At 63.0% G+C, this 20,731-nt stretch carries 18 protein-coding genes; 10 read left to right on the top strand and 8 right to left on the bottom strand.

The window, feature by feature from the left end; all coding sequences use genetic code 11:
* The first annotated feature begins 57 nt into the window (after positions 1 to 57).
* The gene (locus J3L12_RS02955; protein ID WP_208013550.1) at positions 58 to 1,086 is read left to right on the top strand and encodes a spermidine/putrescine ABC transporter substrate-binding protein; all 1,029 of its coding nucleotides are present in this window, start codon (positions 58 to 60) and stop codon (positions 1,084 to 1,086) included.
* On the opposite strand, the gene J3L12_RS02950 is transcribed toward J3L12_RS02955, so the two are convergent.
* From J3L12_RS02950 to J3L12_RS02940, 3 genes are all read right to left on the bottom strand, one after another.
* Positions 1,083 to 1,526, bottom strand: a complete 444-nt coding sequence (locus J3L12_RS02950; RefSeq protein WP_208013549.1) for a hypothetical protein — start codon at positions 1,524 to 1,526, stop codon at positions 1,083 to 1,085. The genes J3L12_RS02955 and J3L12_RS02950 overlap by 4 nt on opposite strands.
* A gap of 8 nt (positions 1,527 to 1,534) precedes the next feature.
* Entirely contained in the window at positions 1,535 to 1,948 is a 414-nt protein-coding gene (locus J3L12_RS02945) for a hypothetical protein (RefSeq protein WP_208013548.1), read from the bottom strand.
* A gap of 561 nt (positions 1,949 to 2,509) precedes the next feature.
* A complete protein-coding gene (locus tag J3L12_RS02940) occupies positions 2,510 to 4,138 on the bottom strand; it encodes a hypothetical protein (protein WP_347708821.1) in 1,629 nt (542 codons plus the stop codon).
* A 273-nt stretch (positions 4,139 to 4,411) separates the two neighbouring features.
* Between J3L12_RS02940 and J3L12_RS02935 the strand changes: the two genes are divergently transcribed.
* From J3L12_RS02935 to J3L12_RS02900, 8 genes are all read left to right on the top strand, one after another.
* Complete coding sequence (locus tag J3L12_RS02935) at positions 4,412 to 5,674, top strand: serine hydrolase domain-containing protein (protein WP_208013547.1); 1,263 nt, start codon at positions 4,412 to 4,414, stop codon at positions 5,672 to 5,674.
* A gap of 132 nt (positions 5,675 to 5,806) precedes the next feature.
* A complete protein-coding gene (locus J3L12_RS02930; protein WP_208013546.1) occupies positions 5,807 to 7,162 on the top strand; it encodes an aminotransferase class III-fold pyridoxal phosphate-dependent enzyme in 1,356 nt (451 codons plus the stop codon).
* Positions 7,163 to 7,341: 179 nt separating this feature from the next.
* Positions 7,342 to 8,319 (top strand): threonine/serine dehydratase, encoded by a 978-nt coding sequence (locus J3L12_RS02925; RefSeq protein WP_208013545.1) that lies wholly within the window; start codon positions 7,342 to 7,344, stop codon positions 8,317 to 8,319.
* A gap of 42 nt (positions 8,320 to 8,361) precedes the next feature.
* A complete protein-coding gene (locus J3L12_RS02920; protein WP_208013544.1) occupies positions 8,362 to 9,387 on the top strand; it encodes a spermidine/putrescine ABC transporter substrate-binding protein in 1,026 nt (341 codons plus the stop codon).
* 44 nt (positions 9,388 to 9,431) lie between these two features.
* Positions 9,432 to 10,094, top strand: coding sequence for a GNAT family N-acetyltransferase (locus tag J3L12_RS02915; protein WP_208013543.1), 663 nt, complete (start codon positions 9,432 to 9,434; stop codon positions 10,092 to 10,094).
* Positions 10,091 to 11,629 carry an amidohydrolase gene (locus J3L12_RS02910; protein WP_208013542.1) on the top strand — a complete coding sequence of 513 codons (1,539 nt, stop codon included), beginning with the start codon at positions 10,091 to 10,093 and terminating at the stop codon, positions 11,627 to 11,629. Before J3L12_RS02915 ends, J3L12_RS02910 begins: the two co-directional genes overlap by 4 nt.
* The gene (locus J3L12_RS02905; RefSeq protein ID WP_208013541.1) at positions 11,622 to 12,461 is read left to right on the top strand and encodes a tetratricopeptide repeat protein; all 840 of its coding nucleotides are present in this window, start codon (positions 11,622 to 11,624) and stop codon (positions 12,459 to 12,461) included. The genes J3L12_RS02910 and J3L12_RS02905 overlap by 8 nt, the downstream gene beginning before the upstream one ends.
* Positions 12,462 to 12,474: 13 nt before the next feature.
* Positions 12,475 to 13,833: an aspartate aminotransferase family protein gene (locus J3L12_RS02900; protein WP_208013540.1), complete on the top strand. Its 1,359-nt coding sequence runs from the start codon at positions 12,475 to 12,477 to the stop codon at positions 13,831 to 13,833.
* Positions 13,834 to 14,018: 185 nt separating this feature from the next.
* On the opposite strand, the gene J3L12_RS02895 is transcribed toward J3L12_RS02900, so the two are convergent.
* Complete coding sequence (locus J3L12_RS02895) at positions 14,019 to 14,435, bottom strand: HEPN domain-containing protein (protein ID WP_208013539.1); 417 nt, start codon at positions 14,433 to 14,435, stop codon at positions 14,019 to 14,021.
* Positions 14,410 to 14,721, bottom strand: a complete 312-nt coding sequence (locus J3L12_RS02890; protein ID WP_347708820.1) for a nucleotidyltransferase domain-containing protein — start codon at positions 14,719 to 14,721, stop codon at positions 14,410 to 14,412. Before J3L12_RS02890 ends, J3L12_RS02895 begins: the two co-directional genes overlap by 26 nt.
* 247 nt (positions 14,722 to 14,968) lie before the next feature.
* Here J3L12_RS02890 and J3L12_RS02885 point away from each other — a divergent pair, with 247 nt between their 5' ends.
* The gene (locus J3L12_RS02885) at positions 14,969 to 16,345 is read left to right on the top strand and encodes an FAD-dependent oxidoreductase (RefSeq protein ID WP_208013537.1); all 1,377 of its coding nucleotides are present in this window, start codon (positions 14,969 to 14,971) and stop codon (positions 16,343 to 16,345) included.
* Positions 16,346 to 16,913: 568 nt separating this feature from the next.
* Here J3L12_RS02885 and xylB read toward each other — a convergent pair.
* From xylB to J3L12_RS02870, 3 genes are read right to left on the bottom strand one after another with little or no spacing between them, the layout of a single operon-like run.
* Positions 16,914 to 18,380, bottom strand: coding sequence for a xylulokinase (gene xylB / locus J3L12_RS02880; RefSeq protein WP_208013536.1), 1,467 nt, complete (start codon positions 18,378 to 18,380; stop codon positions 16,914 to 16,916).
* Entirely contained in the window at positions 18,377 to 19,537 is a 1,161-nt protein-coding gene (gene xylA / locus J3L12_RS02875) for a xylose isomerase (protein ID WP_208013535.1), read from the bottom strand. Before xylA ends, xylB begins: the two co-directional genes overlap by 4 nt.
* Positions 19,537 to 20,661, bottom strand: coding sequence for an ROK family transcriptional regulator (locus J3L12_RS02870; protein WP_208013534.1), 1,125 nt, complete (start codon positions 20,659 to 20,661; stop codon positions 19,537 to 19,539). Before J3L12_RS02870 ends, xylA begins: the two co-directional genes overlap by 1 nt.
* Positions 20,662 to 20,731 lie beyond the last annotated feature (70 nt).

Here is a 20,731-nt window from a genome sequence, read left to right as displayed (position 1 = left end):
CCCCATGCAGAAATGCAAACCCCTACGGTAAACTAAGCACACCCTGGAGGAGAAATCATGAACCGCCTACTGGCCCTACTCGGCTTCCTGGCCTTGCCCCTGGCCCTGGCCCAGCCCCGCGAGATGCGGCTTTTTATCTGGTCGGAGTACATGGATCCGGCCATCATCAAAGCCTTTGAGCAAAAGTTCAACCTGCGGGTACGCATTGACCTCTACGAGTCCAACGAAGACATGCTGGCCAAGCTCCAGGCCGGGGGGGTCTCGCAGTACGATGTGATCGTACCGGGCGATTACATCATCCCCACCCTGGTTCAGCTCAAGCTGGTGCAGCCGCTGGACCAGAGCAAAATTCCGAACCTGAAAAACCTCGACCCCAAGTTTGCCAACCCCCCCTTCGACCCCGGCAACCGCTACAGTGTGGCCTACCAGTGGGGCATGTCGGGCATCATGTACCGCAAAGACCGCGTGCCCACCCCCACCAGTTGGAGCGTAATTCTGGGGCCGGGGGCCGACAAGCCCTTTGTGCTGATGGACTCCATCCGCGAGATGATGGGGGCCGCGCTGCGCTTCCAGGGCAAGTCCATCAACACCAAAAACCCCGCCGAGGTACGGGCTGCCGGACAGGTGCTCCTGAACGCCAAGAAGAACCCCCGCTTCCTGGGCTTTGAAGGCGGGGTGGGGGCCAAGAACCGGCTGGTCGCGGGTACGGCCACCTATGCAGTGGTCTACAACGGCGACGCCCTCAAGGCCGCCGACGAGAACAAGAACGTGGGCTTTGTGGTGCCCAAGGAAGGGGCCGCGCTCTTCCTGGACAACCTGGCCATTCCCGCCCGCGCCCCCAACCCAGAGGCCGCCCACCAGTTCATCAACTTCATCCTCGACCCCAAAATCGGCGCCCAGCTCTCCAACTTCAACCGCTACGCCACCCCCAACAAAGCCGCCCTGCCCTTCATCAACCCCGCCGACCGCAAGAACCCGGCCATCTACCCCGATGCCGCCACCATGGCGAAGCTCGAGTTCGTTCTCGACCTAGGCAAGGACACCCGCCTCTACGACGAGGTCTGGACGGCGGTAAAGAGCCGCTAGAAGTAGAGGTTGAACCCCAGGTCTAAGCGAAGCGCAGCGCCCAGCGGCAAAAGGTTTATCGTGGTGGGAGGGCGTCGCCGGGACGCAACAGAAACCCCAGGGCCGTACTCTATAAAAGCGCCAAACCCCGGCGCCAGCCGCCACTCATAACCCACCAGCGCTTTCAAGAACAGTTCATAGAATTCCCGGTCGGCAAAGTAGGTCGTACCAAGTCCAAAGTACCAGGCCGAGCGGTTAACCCCCGTTTCCAGCCGGTAATAAGCCTGGGCTTCGTAGACCCCTCCGCTTCCACCGGGCAATGCCCCCAGGCGTACCCCCCACTCGGTATCGTTGTACCCCAGATGCAGCCCACTGAAGATGCTGGCATGAACACCTGCAAAGGTCTGGGCCTGCGCTCCCATCAGAAACACCAGCGCCAAAGGCATGAGGATTCTCAACATAAAGCGACCTACAACTTGAATCTAACGCCTGAACCAAGGTGAACAAACACGGGAGCGCCAGGTGGCGCGGGTTGCAACCAGATACGGTAGCCAGGCCCCGCCTCCATGAAGACAGCCCAGCGCTCGTTTAGGGGCCACTCGTAGCCCAGAAATCCGGTTAGAACAAGGGTCTCACTCAGGTAGCCCAGGCCGCCCCCGACGTAAGCCCCCGCATAGATGGGTGCAGGTAAGCGCCAGTAACCATCGGCCTGCAGGTTCGCCCCTAGCTTCACCCGCGCCCCTAACCCTTCTTCGGCTTCCCAGATGGCCAGCAACCCGCTTTGTTCCGGCGGCCACATGGCCTTGAACCCCAGTCCCAGGCTCTGAGCCTGAGCCAGTCCCAGCAGCACCACTAGCACAGCCAAAATTCGCCACAAGCGCATTGCTTTTCCCCCTTTCGGAAATCCTCTCCTGCCAGCACGAACTGCCGCCAGGAGAGCAAGAAATAACTAGAGAGCTTCACTGCGGGAACTCTGTAACCTCAATCCGAAAACCCTCTGGCAGGCTGGCGTCTTCAGTAATGGTTAGACCCTTTTTAGAACCTGAGGTGCTATTTACGTGGTTGAACTGTACCGATACGGGTTCCTTTCCGGGTTGACAGTGCCAGGTCAGATCCACAGGGATATTGGCTCCAATCCCTTGACTACCACCAGACATCAAGTACCACGTTGAATTTGGAGATGGATTAGGATCTGGGATACGTACGGTCTCACTAGGAGAAAAGGAAACTGATTCCGAACGCCCATTTTCCTTCGCACCCCAATACCGTATGGTGTCTACTGTAGCGCGATTGCTCGTCAGCTCTATTGATGAGCAGACGCCACTCGACTTGTACTCAACTGGAATGCTAGGTGGAACGTTGAACGAAAATACCGGACATGCAGCGAGTAATAGAGTCAATAACCCAAGAAGAACGTACATGCCTAGCCTACTCATGAGCACTCCTACTTTCTATACATTCCAAAAGCACCACTATAGTAAGCTCCCATGTCGGTCACGTTTACGAAAGAACCTGGCCGAGAATCGCCTTTTTGCGTTGTAATCCAAAGGAACACATTGGCAGAGAACCAGCCCTCATGCACGATGTACGCTTGCGACATGGCAAAATGACCTTCTAACCCACCTGCCCCGCCAGTAGGGTACATGGCAATTACCGGTTCGTTGTCCCGGCCAATCTTCCCACGTGCAATGTCCCGTATACGCCAAGTGTGTTGGCTAAAGTCTATCCAGGCAATGGGAAGTCCCACAATGGTAAGGGTAGCCCCAGCGTAGACAAAGTTGACAAACGCTTTATGACTGCCGCGCATCTCCCAGTTTTTACCCTCTGGACTGGCATAATCCCTAATCCAGTTATTTGCACCTGGAATCATGTTGGTGTCGCGGGTAAGGCCGCTACCATTGAAAAACCAGGTGTCTGTGTAACGCCCTATGCGCGGTTGGTAAACACTCCAGTATCCGGTAGAGCCCAAATAAACCGGTTCAAACATTTGGTTGGCAACAGCCCATTCGGAAGTAGGGGGAGTGGTGTTGCCATTCACAAAATTGACATTGGGGCCGCTGCCAAAGGCACTTCGCTGGGTGGCATACCAGGCAAATATCCGCGTGATGGACATGGGACCACAACCTACAACGCCCAGTCCGTGTAGTCCGCTGGCTCCAAAATCCCACGCTCCCCAGTACCCTCCGCTAGGGGCATACCGGTACGACTCAATCCACTGATTGTTTCCTAGCGGGTCAGCGTTTCTCATATCATTTCCAATACGGCATTTGTTTCCACTGGGGCAGTCACTGGAGTCCTCCGGGTTGTCCGGATTGTAGAGGTTATTGTTTGCAATATCACCGTTGTAGCGATTCTTGCGAACCACACTTGCATAGCCCATCCCGGCGCAAAACCAGCCCATGCACCAGGCCCGCTCGTTGGTGTAGCTGGGGCTTAACCCCTGGGCCACTTTTTGGGCTTCCAGGGCAGAGATGAGTTTGTAAACATCCAGATTCCCATCCGGCAGGGTCACTTCGTCCAGGGTGGGCAGTCCAACGCTTTGCGACATACCCCTGTTATTAGCCTCGGCACGGAGTCTATCCCAGTCTTCCTTGATCTTGTCCAGGATGCCGTCCTTCTGCCGCTGCTCGAAAAGTACCCGCTGAGCCTGCTGCCAAAGTTTCATCTGTTCCACACTTACCTCGGTAGCTGTAGCAGTATCCCAAACGCGCCCGTTCTGGTCTTCAAGGTACAGGATACCTACCGAGGGGCTCAGAAAACGCTTATAAGAACCGGCTTTCTTCCGGGTTTCAGCTACGCTTTTGAAGCTGCCGGCGGGCATGATGAAGGAGAAAAAACTGCGTTTATCTGTGGCTCCAACTGCGTACAGGGCGTGAGTAGATTTAGGGTTGCTCAAAGTTCCCCAGAAATCGGTGGTCTCGGGGCCCACCAGGAGCAGGTGGTGTAGGGGTTTACCTGCCACGTCGTAGACCGTCTCGCTGGCAAACTTGTAGGTTTTCGCTTCTTGCAGGCTCGCTCCGCCAGCGGAGACTTTCATACCCAGGGTAAAGGCCTGGGCCAGCGCAAGGGGCACCGGTTCACCATCCCAGGGAGACTGATTTAGAGGAGATTTGACCTGTTGTGAGCCGCAGGCTGCAAGCAATAGAACTAGCCCAACGACCAACGACCAACGACCAACGACCAACGACCAAAAGATAGAAATTGCATAACTGAATTCACCTCCATAGCCTGGACTACAGTTTTGGGTACCCGACTGGATTGTAGCTACGACTATGGCATTGTGTCAATATCTCAAATTGTGTTTATACTAGGTGTATTATTCGCAAGCCCTTACAATTGCGAAGAGATGCCCCCTCAAAGTGTGCAGGCCAAACTGCAATCGCTACTCCAAAACCCCCTACGCGCCATTCCCAGCCTTCAGGTTGTGGTCATCCGGGCCGGGGGAATCGTCTATGCCGAGTCGTTCGGGCATCGCTACCTTCACCCCACCAACCCCGGCCAGCATCTCCCGGCGAACAATCAGACCCGCTTCCGGGTGGCCTCCATCTCCAAACTGGCGGTGGCCCTGGGGGTGATGCGGCTGGTCGAGCAGGGCACAATAGACCTGGACGCCGACGTAAGCGAGTACCTGGGCTTTACCCTGCGGAACCCGGCCTTTCCAGCGCTGCCCATCCGCGTCCGGCATCTGCTCAGCCACACCTCTTCCATTCGGGACGGCAGCCGGTACGCCATTCCCAGCCCCTACACCCTGCAGGACTTCTTCAGACCCGAGGGGCGCTTTTTTGAGGATGGGGCACACTTTGACCCCCGCCATGCCCCTGGCGCCTACGCCCAGTACGCCAACCTCAATACGGGCGTGCTGGGCACGCTTATTGAGTGCGTCTCGGGCCAGCGTTTCGACCTGTTCATGGAGCAGGCGGTTTTGAGGCCCCTGGGAATGGAGGGCGGGTTTAATGTGGGCCGCTTCACCCCGACACAAATTGGCAATCTGGCGGTGCTGTACCGCAAGCAAGCGGGCGGGGTGTGGAACCCTTCAGGCCCCTGGGTGGCACAGGTAGACGACTATGGCGGTGTGGTGCCCCCGGGCCCCATGACCCAGAACCCCGATAAGCCCGACGACAGCCTGGTGGTGGTGGACTCGAGCACCTACCAGCCCGGCACCAATGCCACTTTTTTCTCGCCGCAGGGGGGCCTCCGGGCTTCGGCCTTGGAGCTGGCCCAGATGGCGCTATTGTTTATGGGGAAAGCACCCCCCATCCTGCAACCCGCCACGCTAGAACGGATGCTGCATCCCCAGTGGATCTGGGACGGACACAACGGCGATACCCTGGAGGGGCAGGCCCTCAGTTGGGGGTTGGGGGTGTGGCGCTTTACCAACACCCCCGGCCTGGACTGTCCGGTAAGGGGTCATGGGCGGCCCTGGTATGGGCACCTGGGCGATGCCTACGGCCTGTTGAGCGGGCTGCTCTTCAACCCAGAGGAACAGCACGCACTCGTTTACATCCTGGGTGGGCAGGGCTGTGACCCCACCCCCCACAGGGGCGTTTATTCGGCCTATACGCGCTGGGAGGAGGAGGTTCTCAGCGCCCTTTATGGTCTGCTAAGCTAAAGGCAGATGGACGTGCAAAAGGCCTGCATTCCGCCTCCAGGGCCGGGGGCTGTTTGGTGTTGCAAGCAGTACGTCATTGCGGTTGGCCGGTAATGGCCGGCCCCAGACCCTAGACCTCCCCTGGAGGAACCCATGCCTTACATCCAACTCAAAACACCCATTCCCGGCCCCAAAAGCCAGGAACTCCAATCGCGCCGGGCTGCCGCCGTGACCGCTGCGCTGGCCCAGGCCAACCCCGTTGCGGTCAGGAAAGCCCACGGCTCGCTGGTCGAAGACGTGGACGGCAACACCCTTATAGACCTGGCGGGCGGCATCGGGGTGCTGGCCGTGGGGCACACCCCCGGTAGCGTGGTGGCGGCCCTCAAGGCCCAGGCCGATGAACTGTTGCACATGTGCAGCATCGTGGCCAACTACGAGCCCTACGTGGCCGTCTGCGAGGCCCTGAACCGGCTCACCCCCGGCGACTTTCCCAAAAAAACCCTGCTGGCCAATGGCGGGGCCGAGGCGGTGGAGAATGCCGTCAAGTTCGCCCGCCGCTACACCGGGCGAAGCGGGATTATCGTCTTCGAGGGGGCCTACCACGGGCGCACCAACCTGACCATGGCCATGACCAGCAAGTGGGGCCTCTTCAAGAAGGGCTTTGGCCCCTTTGCCCCCGAGGTCTACCGCCTGCCGGTGCCCAACCTGTACCGCACCCCCGAGGGCATGACCCCCGAGGCGTATGTGGACTGGGCCTGCTGGAACCTCGAGAACGCCCTGACCGCCCACATAGACCCCTCGGCGCTGGCGGCCATCGTGATTGAGCCGGTGATCGGCGAGGGGGGTTTTATACCCGTGCCGCACAAGTTTTTGCGTAAGATCCGCGAGGTCTGCGACACAACGGGCGCGGTGATGATTGCCGATGAAATCCAGAGTGGCTCGGGCCGCACCGGGAAGCTCTGGGCCATCGAGCACAGCGGGGTGGTGCCCGACCTGATCATCAGCGCCAAGAGCCTGGGGGCCGGGATGCCCATCAGCGCGGTGACGGGCCGGGCCGAAATTCTGGACGCCCCGCACGTGGGCGGGGTGGGCAGCACCTACGGCGGCAACCCCCTGGCCTGCGTGGCGGCCCTGGAAGCCCTGAAGATACTCGAGTCCCCCGGCTTCCTGGACAGGGCCCAGCACATCGAATGTATTGTGCGCGAGACCTTTGAGCCGCTGAAAGCCGAGGTTCCGGTGCTGGGCGATGTGCGCGGGGTGGGGGCCATGATGGTGCTCGAGTTCGTCAAAGACCCCAGAACCAAAGAACCCTGGCAGGAGTTCGCCATGGAGACCATCAAGCTGGCCTCCCGGCGGGGCGTGATTCTGATCCGGGCCGGGCTATACACCAACTGCATCCGCTTTTTGCCCGCCCTGGACATCCCCGAGGAGATGCTCCGCGAGGCGCTCTCGGTAGTGGCAGGGGCCATCCGCGAAACCTACAAGGCGATGGCAGCAGTAAAGGCTTAGTCACATAAGTTGCGTGTCGTTCCGAACGAAGCGCAGCGCAGTGAGGAACCTTATGAGGTACTGTCCACCAAATTCACAATGCCCATGCGGCTCCAGATTCCTCGTCGCACCGCGTGCGCCCCGGAATGACAGCGCAGCGTCAAAGTAAAGCCTAGACCAGCCGCAGCGCACCATCCACCATGAACGCTCACGAGCTTATCTCTCGCTTGCCGGGGACCATCCAGCAGGCCCACACCCGCCTGCGACCCCACCTGCGCGAGACCCCACTGGAGGGCTCACTGGCCCTCTCCCAGATGACCGGGGCGCGGGTCTGGCTGAAGCTCGAGAACCTCCAGCCCACCGGCTCCTTCAAGGTGCGTGGGGCGCTGAACAAGCTGCTCTCACTCCCGCCCGAGGCGCTGCAAAAAGGGGTGGTCACGGCCAGCAGCGGCAATCACGGGGCCGCCGTGGCCTATGGGCTCAAGAAGCTGGGGGGCCGGGGTCTGGTCTTTGTGCCGGAGGGGGCCAGTGCGACCAAGCTGGGGGCCATCCGGCGCTACGGCGCGGAGCTCTGTGTACACGGAACCAGCGGCGACGACACCGAACTCTACGCCCGCCGCTACGCCGAAACCCACGGCCTGGTTTACATCTCGCCTTACAACGACCCGGACGTAATCGCAGGCCAGGGTACCATTGGCCTCGAGCTCACCTCTCAGAGCCCCGAGCCCCTGGAGGCGCTCTTCGTGACCGTGGGGGGCGGGGGGATGATAGCCGGCATCGCCGCCTATTTCAAATCGGTGAGCCCCCACACCACCATTGTGGGCTGCCAGCCCGAAAACAATGCCGCCATGTGGGCTTCCATTCAGGCCGGACGCATCACTTCCATCGAGGCCCGGCCCACCCTTTCGGACGGGAGCGCAGGGGGATTGGAGCCCGGCGCCATCACCTTTGAGCTCTGCCGTCGTCTGGTGGACGACTGGGTCACGGTGAGCGAGGCGGAAATCAAACACGCCATGCGGCTTTTTCTGGAAACCCAGCACCAGTTGCTGGAAGGCGCCGCCGGGGTGGCGCTGGCAGGGTTTCTGAAGCGGGCCGAACGCTACCGGGGTCGGCAGGTGGGGGTGGTGATCTGCGGCGCCAACATCGGGCTACAGACCCTGCGGGAAGTCTTGCAGTAAGGCGATTTGAACGGTATCTTGACGGCAAAAAAGGAGTGAAATATGCGAATCCTGCTTGCGCTGTTTGCCGCCCTGGGGCTGGCTATGGCCCAGGGTACCCTCCAGCTTTACACCTGGACCGATTACATAGACCCCAGCATTGTCCGCGACTTTGAAAAAGCGACCGGCATCAAGGTCCGCATCACCTACTACGAGTCCAACGAGGAGATGCAGGCCAAACTCCAGGCCGGCGGGGTCAGCCAGTTTGACCTGGTGGTGCCTTCGGACTTCATTGTGCCGGTGCTGGTTAGTCTGAACCTCTTGCAACCCCTGGACAAGAGCAAAATTCCCAACCTGAAAAACCTCGACCCCAAGTTCACCAACCCCCCCTACGACCCTGGCAACCGCTACACCGTGGGCTACCTGTGGGGCACGGTAGGGCTCATGTACCGCACCGACATCTTCAAGGCCCCGCCCGCCTCCTGGAACGTGCTTTTTGACCCGGGCCAGCAAAAAGGGGCCTTTACCTTTATGGACTCCTCGCGCGAGATGCTGGGCATTGCCCTGCGCTACCTGGGCCACTCGGTCAACAGCACCAACCCGGCCCAGGTCAAAATGGCGATAGATGCCATGCTCGCCGCCAAACGCAGCCGCAACTTCAAGGGCTTCCAGGGCGGGGTTTCGGCCACCAAGCTCCTGCTGGCCAACCAGGCCGTGGCGGTGGTGGTCTACAACCAGGATGCCCTGCGGGTGGCCGAGGGCAACCCCCGCTACGGCTTCACCATTCCCAAGGAGGGCAGCACGCTCTTTATAGATAGCATGGCCATTCCGGCCAAAGCACCCAATCCGGAGGCCGCCCACCGGTTCATCAACTTCATTCTGGATGCCCAAATTGGAGCCCGCCTGGCTGAGTACCAGCAGTCGGCTACCCCCAACGCCGCCGCCAAAAAACTCCTGAAGCCCCAGATGCTCCAGAACCCGGCCATCTGGCCCACCGAAGCCCAGATGAAAGTGCTCGAGTTCATCCTCGACCAGGGCCGCAACAACCGCGTGCTGGACGAGGCCTGGACGCAGGTGAAGAGCCGATAGCAAGAACCATATCGGCTATGGGCTATAAGCCATACGCATCCCTTATGCACGAACTTCTGACCAGCCCCGACCACCGCTTTGCAGTGGTGCAGTCCGAGCCCTGGATGGCGCAAGAGCTCGAGGCCATCCAGCAGGCTTCCTTTCCCTCGCTCTCGAGGGACGAGCTCATCACCGCCAAACATTACCGGGCCCACACCCAGGTCTTCCCCGAGGGACAGCACGCGGTGGTGGAGCGCGAGACCGGTAGAGTGGTAGCCTGCTCCACCGACTTCCGCACCCACCTCGACCTCAAGCACTACCAGCACCGGTACATGGAGGCGGTGGCGAACAACTGGCTCTCCAACCACGACCCCCAGGGCGACTGGCTCTACGGGGCCGACATCGGTGTACATCCCGAGTTTCGCGGACTGGGCCTCTCCACCCTGCTCTACACCGCCCGGCAAAACCTGGTGCGACAGCTGGGCCTCAAGGGCCATGTGGCCGGGGCCATGCCCAAGGGGTACGCGCCCTACCAGCGCGACCTCTTCATCGAGCAGTACGTGGCGCGGGTGGTGCGGGGAGAGATGTTCGACCCGGTGCTCTCCATCCAGCTCAAACGCGGATATTGTGTCTGGGGCATTATCCCCGACTACCTCGACGACCCCAGTTGCGGCAACTACGGGGTGTTTATCATCTGGCGGAACCCGGATCTGAAAGGCAACCCATGAGCGAACTACTATTCCACGGCGGTGCTATCCTGAACCCCCGCCTGAAGGGGGCAAGGTATGCCTTAGAGCCCCTCGAGGCCCTCCTGGTTCGGAGGGGCCGCATTGCCGCTACGGGCAGGCTCTCTGACCTCGAGAGCCTAGCCCCTTCAGCCCAAAAGGTGCATCTGGAAGGCCACCTTTTGCTTCCCGGCTTCAACGATGCGCATGTGCACATCTGGAAGGTGGGGCAGCTTCGCACCACCCTGCTCGACCTGCGCGGCGTTGCCTCGCTGGCCGAGCTCTACGCCAGGGTTGAAGAACGCGCCAGGATGCTGAAGCCCGGCGAGTGGTTGTGGGGGCGCGGCTGGAACGAAGCCCTGCTGGCCGAGAAAGCCATGCCCTCCAGGGCAGCGCTGGACAGGCTGGCCCCGCAAAATCCGGTGCTGCTAACCCGTACCTGCGCCCACATCCACGCGGTGAACTCCCAGGCCCTGGAGCTTGCCGGCATCACCCCAGAAACCCACGTTCCCGGTGGGGAAATCCACTACGACCAGGGCATCCTCTACGAGACCGCCTACGGACTGGCCTTCAAGGCCATGGGTGAGCCCAGTCAGGCCCAGTACGAGCTATGGGTGAAGGCGGGCTGCGAGTACCTGCGCTCGCTGGGCATCACCAGCGCCACCGACCCCGCCGTAGACCCCCCGCTGTACGCCGCCTACAAAGCCCTGGACGAGCGTGGCGAACTGCCCATCCGGGTCAACCTGCTCTACATGCGCCGCCCGGACGGGGGCACCGAGACCTTCCCCCTACCCGAGAAACACGTTTCAGACTACCTGCGCTGCGACTCGGTGAAGTTCTTTGCCGACGGGGGTCTCTCGGGGGCCACCGCCGCCATTTCCAGGCCGTACAAAACCTTAGAGCCCCCCCAGTACGGCATCCTGCGCTTCGAGGATGACCACCTGTTTGAACTGGCCCTGGAGGCCCACCAGGCAGGCTTTCGCATCGGCACCCACGCGATTGGCGACCGGGCTTTAGATCAGGTTCTGCGGGTGTACCAAGGGCTCTACCAGACCGCCCCCGGCCCCCGCCACCGCCTCGAGCACTTCGGGCTGGCCGGCCCCGAACACCTGGCCAAAGCAAAGCAGCTCGGCATCATCGCGGTGCCCCAGCCGGTGTTTCTGCGGGAGTTGCGGGCCAACTACGAGCGCTACGTGCCCGACGAGTGGTTCTGCCGCTGCTTCAACCTGCGGGCCATGTTCGAAGCGGGCCTTACGGTGGCGTTCTCCTCGGATGGGCCGGTGGTGCGGCAGGTGGAGCCCCTGAACGGTTTGCAGGCAGCGCTCTTCGAGCCTTTGTGCCCGGGCAATCAGGTCAGTCTGGAACAGGCCATCTGGGCCTACACGATGGGCGGGGCGGTGGCCCAGGGGGACGAGGGCAACCGGGGCAGCCTGGAGGTAGACAAGTGGGCCGACTTCGTGCTGTTAGAGGGCGACCTGCACGAGGCACAAAGCCTGCGGGTGGCAGGTACGATAGTGGCCGGAGTGATACATGCCTAGGCAAAAAAAATCTGCACCCACCGATAAATGGGCCGATCTGCGGGCCGAAGCGCGAAGGGTGTTGCTAGCCGCGCTCGACCTCGAGGCCGAACCCGTCCCCCCTGAAGCCGCCATCCGGGCCGAAAAGATTCTTTACGAAAGCGCCGAGCTTAGCCGCGAGGACGCGATAATCAAGCGCATACTCAAAGCCGTGCGTACCAACCCCAACAACCCGGATCCCCTGAGCTTCCTGGTCGGCTGGGTGGAGAGCAGCCTGGAAGAGCAGATTGCCCTGCAGGAGCGAGTGGTCAAGGCGGGGGAGCGCGACCTGGGCAAGCGTGCCTTTCAGGAACTTGCGGGCCACTTCTGGGGCTACCTCGAGACCCGCCCCTACATGCGAGCCCTGCACCTCCTGGGCCAGCTTTACCAGGATGCCGGGCAGTCTTCAAAGGCCATCCAGGTCTTCGAGAGGATGCTTGACCTCAACCCCACCGACAACCAGGGGGTGCGATATTCCCTCCTGGGGCTTTACCTGGCCGAGAACCGGCTGGCGGAGGCTCGCTCGCTCTGGAAAAAGTACGAAAAGGATCGAAGCGCTTTCTGGACCTGGGGCAAGGTGCTCTTGGAGTTTTTGAGCGGAAAGCTGGAAGAGGCGCAAAAAGCCCTGCGCGAAGCCCGACAGGTCAACCCCCATGCCGAAGCTTACCTGGGGGGCTGGAAACCCCAGCCCAAGGAACTGCCCGACTACTACACTCCCGGCGAGGAGTCCGAGGCCATTATCTGTCTTTTAGAGATCGGCCCGGCCTGGATGACACACCCTGAGGCCCTGCGCTGGCTCGAGCAGCAGCCCTGAACCGGAGGAGTCCATGCAAACAGCCACCCTGGACCGCAGCAAGGTCAAGGCTCTCATGCAGGCAGAGAATCGGCTCTTCGCCGAGCGCCACCCCAAGTCGCTACAGCTCTACCACCGCGCCCAGAACTCGCTCCTGGCGGGGGTGCCCATGCACTGGATGACCCGCTGGCCGGGGGGTTTCCCGATCTTTGTGGCCGAGGCCAGGGGCGCAACCTTCCGCGATGTGGACGGGCTAGAGTACATAGACCTGTGCCTGGGCGACACCGGGGCCATGACCGGCCACTCGCCCAAAGCTGCCCTGCCCGGCATCATCGCACAGCTCGAAAAGGGCATTACCACCATGCTGCCCTCCGAGAACGCCTTCTGGGTGGCCGAGGAACTCCAGCGCCGCTTTGGCCTCAAGTACTGGCAGTTTGCCCTCTCGGCCACCGACGCCAACCGCTTCTCGCTGCGGCTGGCGCGGGCCATTACCGGCAGGCCCAAAGTGCTGGTCTTCCACGGCTGCTACCACGGCACGGTAGACGAGGCCTACGCCTGGCTGGTGGATGGAAAGCCCACCAGCCGCCCCGGCAACATCGGGCCCCAGGTAGACCCCACCCTCACCACCAGGGTGGTGGAGTGGAACGATGTGGCGGCCCTGGAAGAGGCCCTGCGCCCCGGCGATGTGGCGGCGGTGCTGGCCGAGCCGGTGATGACCAATGTGGGCATCGTGCAGCCCCAGCCGGGCTACCACGCGGCCCTGCGCGAGCTAACCCGCCGCTACGGCACGCTGCTGATTATGGACGAAACCCACACCCTCTCGGCAGGGCCGGGGGGCTACACCAAAGCACACGGCCTACAGCCCGACATCCTGACGGTGGGCAAGCCCCTGGGCAGCGGCATTCCCAGCGCGGCCTATGGCTTTACCGAGGAAGTGGGCGCTCGGGCCCAGCAGGTCATCCAGCCGCCCTATGCCGACACCGGGGGCATTGGGGGCACCCTGGCGGCCAACGCCCTCTCGCTGGCGGCCATGCGGGCCACCCTCGAGCACGTCCTGACCGAAGCCGCCTACGCCCGCATGATCGCCCTGGGGGAGCAGCTCGAGGCCGAGGTACGCGGGGTGATGGAACACTACCGCCTGCCCTGGCACGTTACCCGCGTGGGCTGCCGGGTAGAGTACCTCTTCCGCCCCAACCCCGCCCGCAACGGCTCCGAGGCCCTGGCCGGCCAGGACCCCGACCTCGACCCCTTCATCCACCTGTTCATGCTGAACCGGGGCATTCTGCTCACCCCCTTCCACAACATGACCCTCATCTCGCCCGAGACCACGCCCGAGCAGGTGCGGCGGCATACCGAGGTGTTCGAGGAAGCGGTGCAGGCGCTGCTGGGCTAGGACAATCCGCAAACGCCCATCAGCAAGGTTCGCCCTGACTTCACCTGAACACTTTGCACACGGTTGGAGCGGTAGGTTGAGTACAGGGGTTCGGGGGCAGGTGTCGCACACTGTTCTGTTCAGGAAAAGGTTTTCTTGAAGTCGGAATGGCTCAACCTGCGTGAAGAGCGCTCTAAGCCTGCCCTTCACGTGGCTGCATCCAGCCACCTTTTCACCGCGCTCACGATGGCTCCGGCCTGTGCCTGGGCAGTTTGGGCCTCTCGCCGGGTGTAAGCCTCGGCGGGCGTTAGGTTGGCCAGCGCATCCGGGTAACGGGTGGGGATGTAGAGCTTATCGAGGGCCAGGGCTTCTTCTAGCAGGGGGGCGAACACCTCTCTAGCCGTGTCTGGCATCTCCCAAACCAGCCGGCCCAGGGAGTGTCCCCAGGGGTCTGCGTCCAGGGCCAGCCAAACGGCCTTCAGGGCTTTCTCCCCCGCTTGTTGGGCGAAGAAAGCCGCCTGGGCATACTTGCCCGCAACTTCCAGGGCACGGGATGCCTCGAGGTCGTCGTCGGCCTGGCGAAGCCAGCGTCGGGCCTCAAGCTGCTGTTTTTCCACGCTCATACAGGAGTTGGGCCTCCCTCAGCACGCCCCGCAGGAAGGGCAGGTTGCGGCGTTCCTCGAATTCCGCAGGGGTCAGCACCACCGGCTCTACCACCCAGGGCAGTTCCCGCAATGCCCACAGCACCTGACCAATGCGATCCAGGGGCGGCAGCGCCGTCTCCCACAGCACCAGCAGATCGAGATCGGAGCGCTTTGTAGCGGTGCCTCGAGCATGGGAGCCAAACAAATACACCCGCTCGACACCCAGGGGGGCCAGGCTTTCCACGACCGCCGCGCGCCATTCCACTAAAGGCATTGTACATAAGACACACCCCTCCCGTACCACAGCACGAATAGAAAGAACCTGTCCACAACGCAATAAACAGCAAGCCAGGGTTTTGTTGTACGGCAGGGTATCGCTATGCCCTCTCGAGGGGTGCAGCTCGAGGAAGCGGTACGGGCGCTGCTGAACTGATTCGATGTTCAGCCTATGGCCTCCAACGATAGGCTGTTTCCGACACGACCCGTACCTAGATGTATACTGTATACATATTATGCCAGACAGTGCAGCCGAGGCCGTCATCTGTGGAGCCGGTATCGCCGGGGTCGCGGCGGCCTATTACCTGGCGAAAGGGGGCTTGAAGAACATCGTTGTGGTGGAGCAGGGCGACCCCCTTTCGCTCACCTCCGACAAGTCCACCGAGGCCTACCGCAACTGGTGGCCGGGGCCGGACGGCCACATGATCGCCTTCATGAACCGCAGCATCGAGCTGCTCGAGGCCATTGCCCAGGAGTCTGCCAACCGCATCCACCTGAACCGCCGGGGTTATCTCTACGCTACCGCCGATGCAAGCAAAATTCCCATGCTGGCCGAGGCCGCCCTGGACACCGCCCAAAAGGGCGCGGGGGCCCTGCGGGTTCACAGCCAAAGCCAAAGTTCCTACCAGCCCTCCCCTGCTCAGGGCTTCGACCCTGGGCTCGAGGGGGCCGACCTGATTACCAACCTAGCCCTCATCCGGCAGCACTTCCCTTACCTGACCCCAGGCACCCGCGCGGTGTTACACGTCCGGCGGGCGGGCTGGCTCTCGGCCCAGCAGTTGGGGATGTACCTGCTGGAACAAGCCCGCGAACACGGGGTTCGGCTGGTGCGGGGTGAGGTGGTGGGGGTAGAGACGATGGGCGGCGCGGTTCAATCGGTGGAGGTCAGGCGCGATGATGGTTCCACCGAAACCCTGGAAACCCCGATCTTCATTAACGCCGCCGGGCCCATGCAAAAACAGGTAGGCCGGATGCTGGGGGTGGAGCTGCCCGTCTTTGCCGAGCGGCACCTCAAGATGAGCTTCAGCGAGACCCTGGGCGTGGTACCGCGCGAGGCCCCCATGCTGATCTGGATGGACGAGGTCGAGCTGCCCTGGAGCCTCGAGGAGCGCCTCCTGTTGGCCGAAGACGAGTCCGCCCGCTGGCTCTTGCAGAAGTTCCCGGCGGGGGTGCATGGCCGGCCCGACGGGCTTGGGGATAGCACCACCCTGATTGTGCTGTACAACCGCCATACTGAACCCGCTGAACCCACCTTCCCCATTCCCCCAGACCCCCACTACGCCGACATCGCCCTGCGCGGCCTGTCGGTGATGATGCCGGGCCTGCAGCGGTACTTCGAGAAAGCCCCCAGGCCCTGGATAGACGGGGGCTATTACCTCAAAACCCAGGAAAACCGCCCCCTCATCGGCCCGCTGCCAGTGCGGGGCGCTTACCTGGTGGGGGCCTTGTCGGGCTTTGGCGTCATGGCCGCTTGCGCCGCAGGGGAGCTGCTGGCAGCCCACGTGACCGGCACCGCGCTGCCCGGCTATGCCTCGGCCTTTTTGCTCTCGCGTTACCAGAACCCGGCCTACCAGGCCCTGCTACAAAACTGGGGCGATACCGCGCAGCTTTAGAGCGCTCTTTACAAAAACCGAGCCAACCGGGATTCAAAATCCGTTGTCCCGGACAGAACAGTGGCCGTCTGGAAACTCAAAACCCAAGCACCCGTGGGCCGGATCCGGCCCGCGCTGGGGTGCGTAACCTGCGCCCTGGCCCAGACGCATTCTCGTTTTCGCGGGCGGCCAGGTCTGTGAAAAGCGCTGTGTGTGACTTTTAGCCCTCAGTCATCGGCTTTAGACTATCGTCTATTGACCATCCACTCTATTACACAGTCGTATAAATACCGGTACAAAGTGTCCATTGCGGCACGAACTATGCAGTACGCTCTAGAGCAGTAACCTTTTCGTTCCTCCCCTACCGTGTGGGGGAGGTTAGGTGGGGTTGCTGAGCAGCGACTTTGCGTAACCTGGTGGTTGGGGGCCTCACCCAATACCCTCCCCCACCCTCCCTACGTGGTAGGGAGGGGGCTCTATGTCAATCCCTCCCGGAAACCCGGAGGTGTACGGACATCTCTACGACGATGTACTATTCAGGCTTCCGGCTATCGGAGTACAGCCCTAAAAGGTCTGCACTTGGACAATTTCATTGTTGGGAGTAACGCCTTAGCAACATCTCCACTGCCTGCACATAGCCAGGTTGGAGGCCAGAGATCTCAGCTTGCGCTCCTGGAACGGCAAGTTCTGCAGGGGCGGTGGCCTGGAGCGCTTCCCTGAGCCCTTCGTATACCCCAGCCCCTACCAGGGCCAGGATTCCGGCCCCCCGCGCCGCCCCCTCATCGCCCGTTACTCGCACCACCGGCATCCCCAGCGCCCCGCTCAGAAGCGAAAGCCACAGGTCGGAGGCTGCGCCCCCACCGGTGGCCAGCAGCCGCTGGGCCTCTGCCAGGGGGCGCATCACCTGGTAGACCTCGCCCAGGCTCAAGGCCACCCCCTCCAGCACCGAACGCACCAGATGGCCCCGCTTGTGGGCCAGGGAGAGGCCTAAGAAAGCCCCCCGCAGGTAAGGATTTAGATAAGGGCTGCGCTCCCCGGCCAGGAAGGGCAGAAAGTAAAGCCCTTCGCTGCCCAGAGGAACCTGCTCGGCTTCCTTCAAGAGAGCCTCCAGGCCCACCTCAGGGAACAGGCCCCGCAGCCACTCCAGGCTGCCCGCCGCGCTCAGGGTCACCCCCAGCAAGTGGTAGCCCCCGTCGGCGTGGGCGAAGAGGTGGACGCGTCCCTGAGGCTCGGGGGTGGGTTCTTCCAGGGGAAGAAAGATGACCCCGCTGGTGCCCAACGAGACACTGCCCACCCCCTTTCGGTAGCGCGAGACCCCCAGCCCCAGGGCCGCCGCGGCGTTGTCTCCGGCCCCGGCCACCACCGGCAGGCCCGCCGGCAGGCCGGTCGCCTGGGCCCAGGCTGGGCTCAGGGTACCCACCACCCGCTCGCTGGGCCCGAGCTCGGGGAAAAGCCCTTCGGAAAGCCCCAGACTTTGCAGAATTTCGGGATCCCAGCGCCGGGTCGCCAGGTTCAGGGCCCCCACCCCGGAGGCGTCGGAGTACTCACTGGCCCAGGCCCCGGTCAGGGCGTGGGCCAGGTAATCCTTGGGCAGGAGCACCTTATAGACCCGTCGGAAGAGTTCGGGATGCTGGTTTCGGAGCCAGAGCAGCTTGGGTAGCTGGAAGCCGGTGACCGCCGGGTTGCCGGTGCGCCGGATCAGCTCCTCGCAGGGGATGGCCGCTTCTATCTCCGCTACCTCGCGGGCGGTGCGCTGGTCGTTCCAGAGGGGGGCTGGCGCTAAAGGTGCGCCGGCCTTATCCAGGAAGACCGCCCCGTGCATCTGCCCCGAGAGCCCCAGCCCCACCATCTCGGCCTGGCCCAGTTGCCCGCGCAAGGCCTTCAGGGCCTCCTGGGCGGCCCTGGCCCAGTCCAGCGGGTCTTGCTCGGTCCAGCCGGGGCGGGGGGTGTGCAGGGGGTAGACGGCCCGGGCTTCGGCCACCTTCTGGCCTTGCTCGTCCAGGGCCACCGCCTTGAGCCCGCTGGTGCCCAGATCCAGGCCCAGGACCAGCCTCATCCCCGCACCCCCAGGAGGTGCTCCACCGCGAGCTGGTCGAGGGCCTCGAGGGCGTAGCCGCGGGTGCGCCGGGCCTCGGGCAGGGTGAGCCCCTTGAGCTTCTCGGCCTTCTCCCGGCTGTAGCTGCCCAGGAGGGCCAGAGGCTCGGGGTCGGCCTGGTAGTACTCGTCCAGCAACGACCGCACCTCAGGATCGGCCCGGAAGGCCTGGGCCTTCTCCTTCAGGATCAGGTAGGTGCGCATGCAGCCCCTGGCGAAGGCCCAGACCCCGGCCTCGTCCTCGGTGCGCAGGGCATGGGCGTCGAAGTGGCGGGGGCCTGCGTAGCCGCTGTGCTCCAGCAGGTCTACCAGGAAGAAGGAGGCCTTCAAGTTCTCTGCGCCAAAGCGCAGATCCTGGTCGAAGCGACTCATGCGCTGGTCGTTGAGGTCGATGTGGAAGAGCTTGCCTGCGTCTAAGGCCTGGGCCACCGCGTGCACGAAGTTGAGCCCGGCCATGGTCTCGTGGGCGAACTCGGGGTTGAGGCCGAAGAGCTGGGGCTGTTCAAGGGTGTGGATGAGGGCCAGCATGCTCCCCACGGTGGGTAGGTAGATGTCGCCGCGGGGCTCGTTGGGCTTGGGCTCCAGGGCAAAGCGGTAGCCGTAGCCCTGATCCTCCGAGTAGGCGGCCAGAAAGTTCAGGGCCTCGCGGAACCAAGCCCAGGCTTTCTGCGCCTTGCCGGTCGCGTCCACCTCGGCCCCCTCCCGACCCGGCCAGACCACGTAGATCTGGGCCCCCAGCTCGGCCCCCAGATCGAGGGTCTCCAGGCTTTTCTTCAGGGCGTAGGCTCGCACCCAGGGGTCGGGGCTGGTCAGGGCGCCGTCTTTGAAGGCCGGGTCGGAGAAGAGGTTGGCGGTGACCATGGGCACCTTCAGGCCGGTTTCCTCCAGCGCCTTCTTGAAGCGGCGCAGGATGGTGGCTCGCTCGGCGGGCGGGGTGCCGCGGGGGATCAGGTCTTCGTCGTGCAGGTTGACCCCGTAGGCCCCCAGCTCGGCCAGCTTGTAGACCACGTAGTCGGGCTCGAGGCGGGCCCGCACCGCCTCGCCGAAGGGGTCGCGCCCCACGTTGCCCACCGTCCAGAGGCCAAAGGTAAACTTGTGCTCGGGTCTGGGTTCGTACATTAGCTCACCTCTTCGTAGGCCATTTGCTCCATAAAAAAGTCTGCTGCCAGCGCCCCCACCCCCAAAAGCGCCGCCTCCCGGCCCAGCGGCGAGAGCGCCACCTGCTCGGGGGCGTGCACCGAGAGGGCGTAGCGGGGGAGTTTGGCCTGCACCAACCGCAGGAGGGTCGCGCCGGTGGCCTCGACCAGCGGGCCCCCCAGCACCACGCGCTCGGGGTCGAGGGTGGCCAGCACCACCGCCGAAAGCTGGGCCAGCCGTTCGGCCATCTCATCCAGCCGGGCCTGGGTGGGGGCTTCCTGCCAGCGGCGAAAGCTGAGAAAGGCCTCGGCGCAGCCGCGCTTGCCGCAGCGGCAGGGGGGGCCCTGGGGGTCTAAGGGGATGTGCCCCACCTCCCCAGCGTGGAAGCGGGCCCCGTGGTAGACGCTCCGGTTCACCACCACCCCGCCCCCAACCCCCACCCCCAGGCTCAGGTAAACGCAGTGCTCCAGGGCCAGGCCCCCCAGGGCATAAAGGCCGTAGGCCGCAGCGTTGGCCTCGTTTTCCACCACCGCCAGGGTCTTGTTCAGCCCCAGCCCCGTAAGCGCCGCACGGAAGCGCTCCAGCAAGGGCAAATCGGCCCAGCCCAGGTTGGGGGCCAGGGTCAGGTGGCCCTGGGCGGGCTCCAGAAGCCCCGGGATGGAAAGGCCCGCAGCCAGCACCCGCACCCCCGAAAGGTGGGGCGCGGTAGCCGCCTTCAGCTGCTTTAGCGCTGCCGAGAGGCTGGCGGGAGCCGGGGGCAGCACGGCTCGAGCCCGCACCTCCCCCCGCAGGTTTAGGAGGGCCACCGCCATCCGGTCAAGGTCAATCTCCCAGGCCAGCACCCCGTGCCGCTCACCCTCGAGGTCGAGGGCTACCGAAGGACGGCCCTGGCCTGTGGGGGGCAGGGGACTTTCGGTGAGCAACCCCTCGGAGAGAAGCTCAGCCACCGCCTCGGTGACGGCAGAAGGCGAGAGATCCAGCTTGCGGGCCAGCCTGAGCCGGGAAATGCCCGCCTCGGCCCGGATGGCCTGGAGGATGCGCGCACGGTGCCAGCGCCGCAGCTGCCGGGTGCCGCCAAGGGAGTTAGATCTCATCGCTTTGGACATAGGGCTTTTGGGAGCGGGGCATTTATTTCTAGTTACGAAATAATAAGAGATTGCCCTATCTGTAGTCAAT

This window comes from Meiothermus sp. CFH 77666, from assembly GCF_017497985.1.
Lineage (GTDB): Bacteria > Deinococcota > Deinococci > Deinococcales > Thermaceae > Meiothermus.
This window is presented reverse-complemented; position numbering and strand designations above follow the sequence as displayed.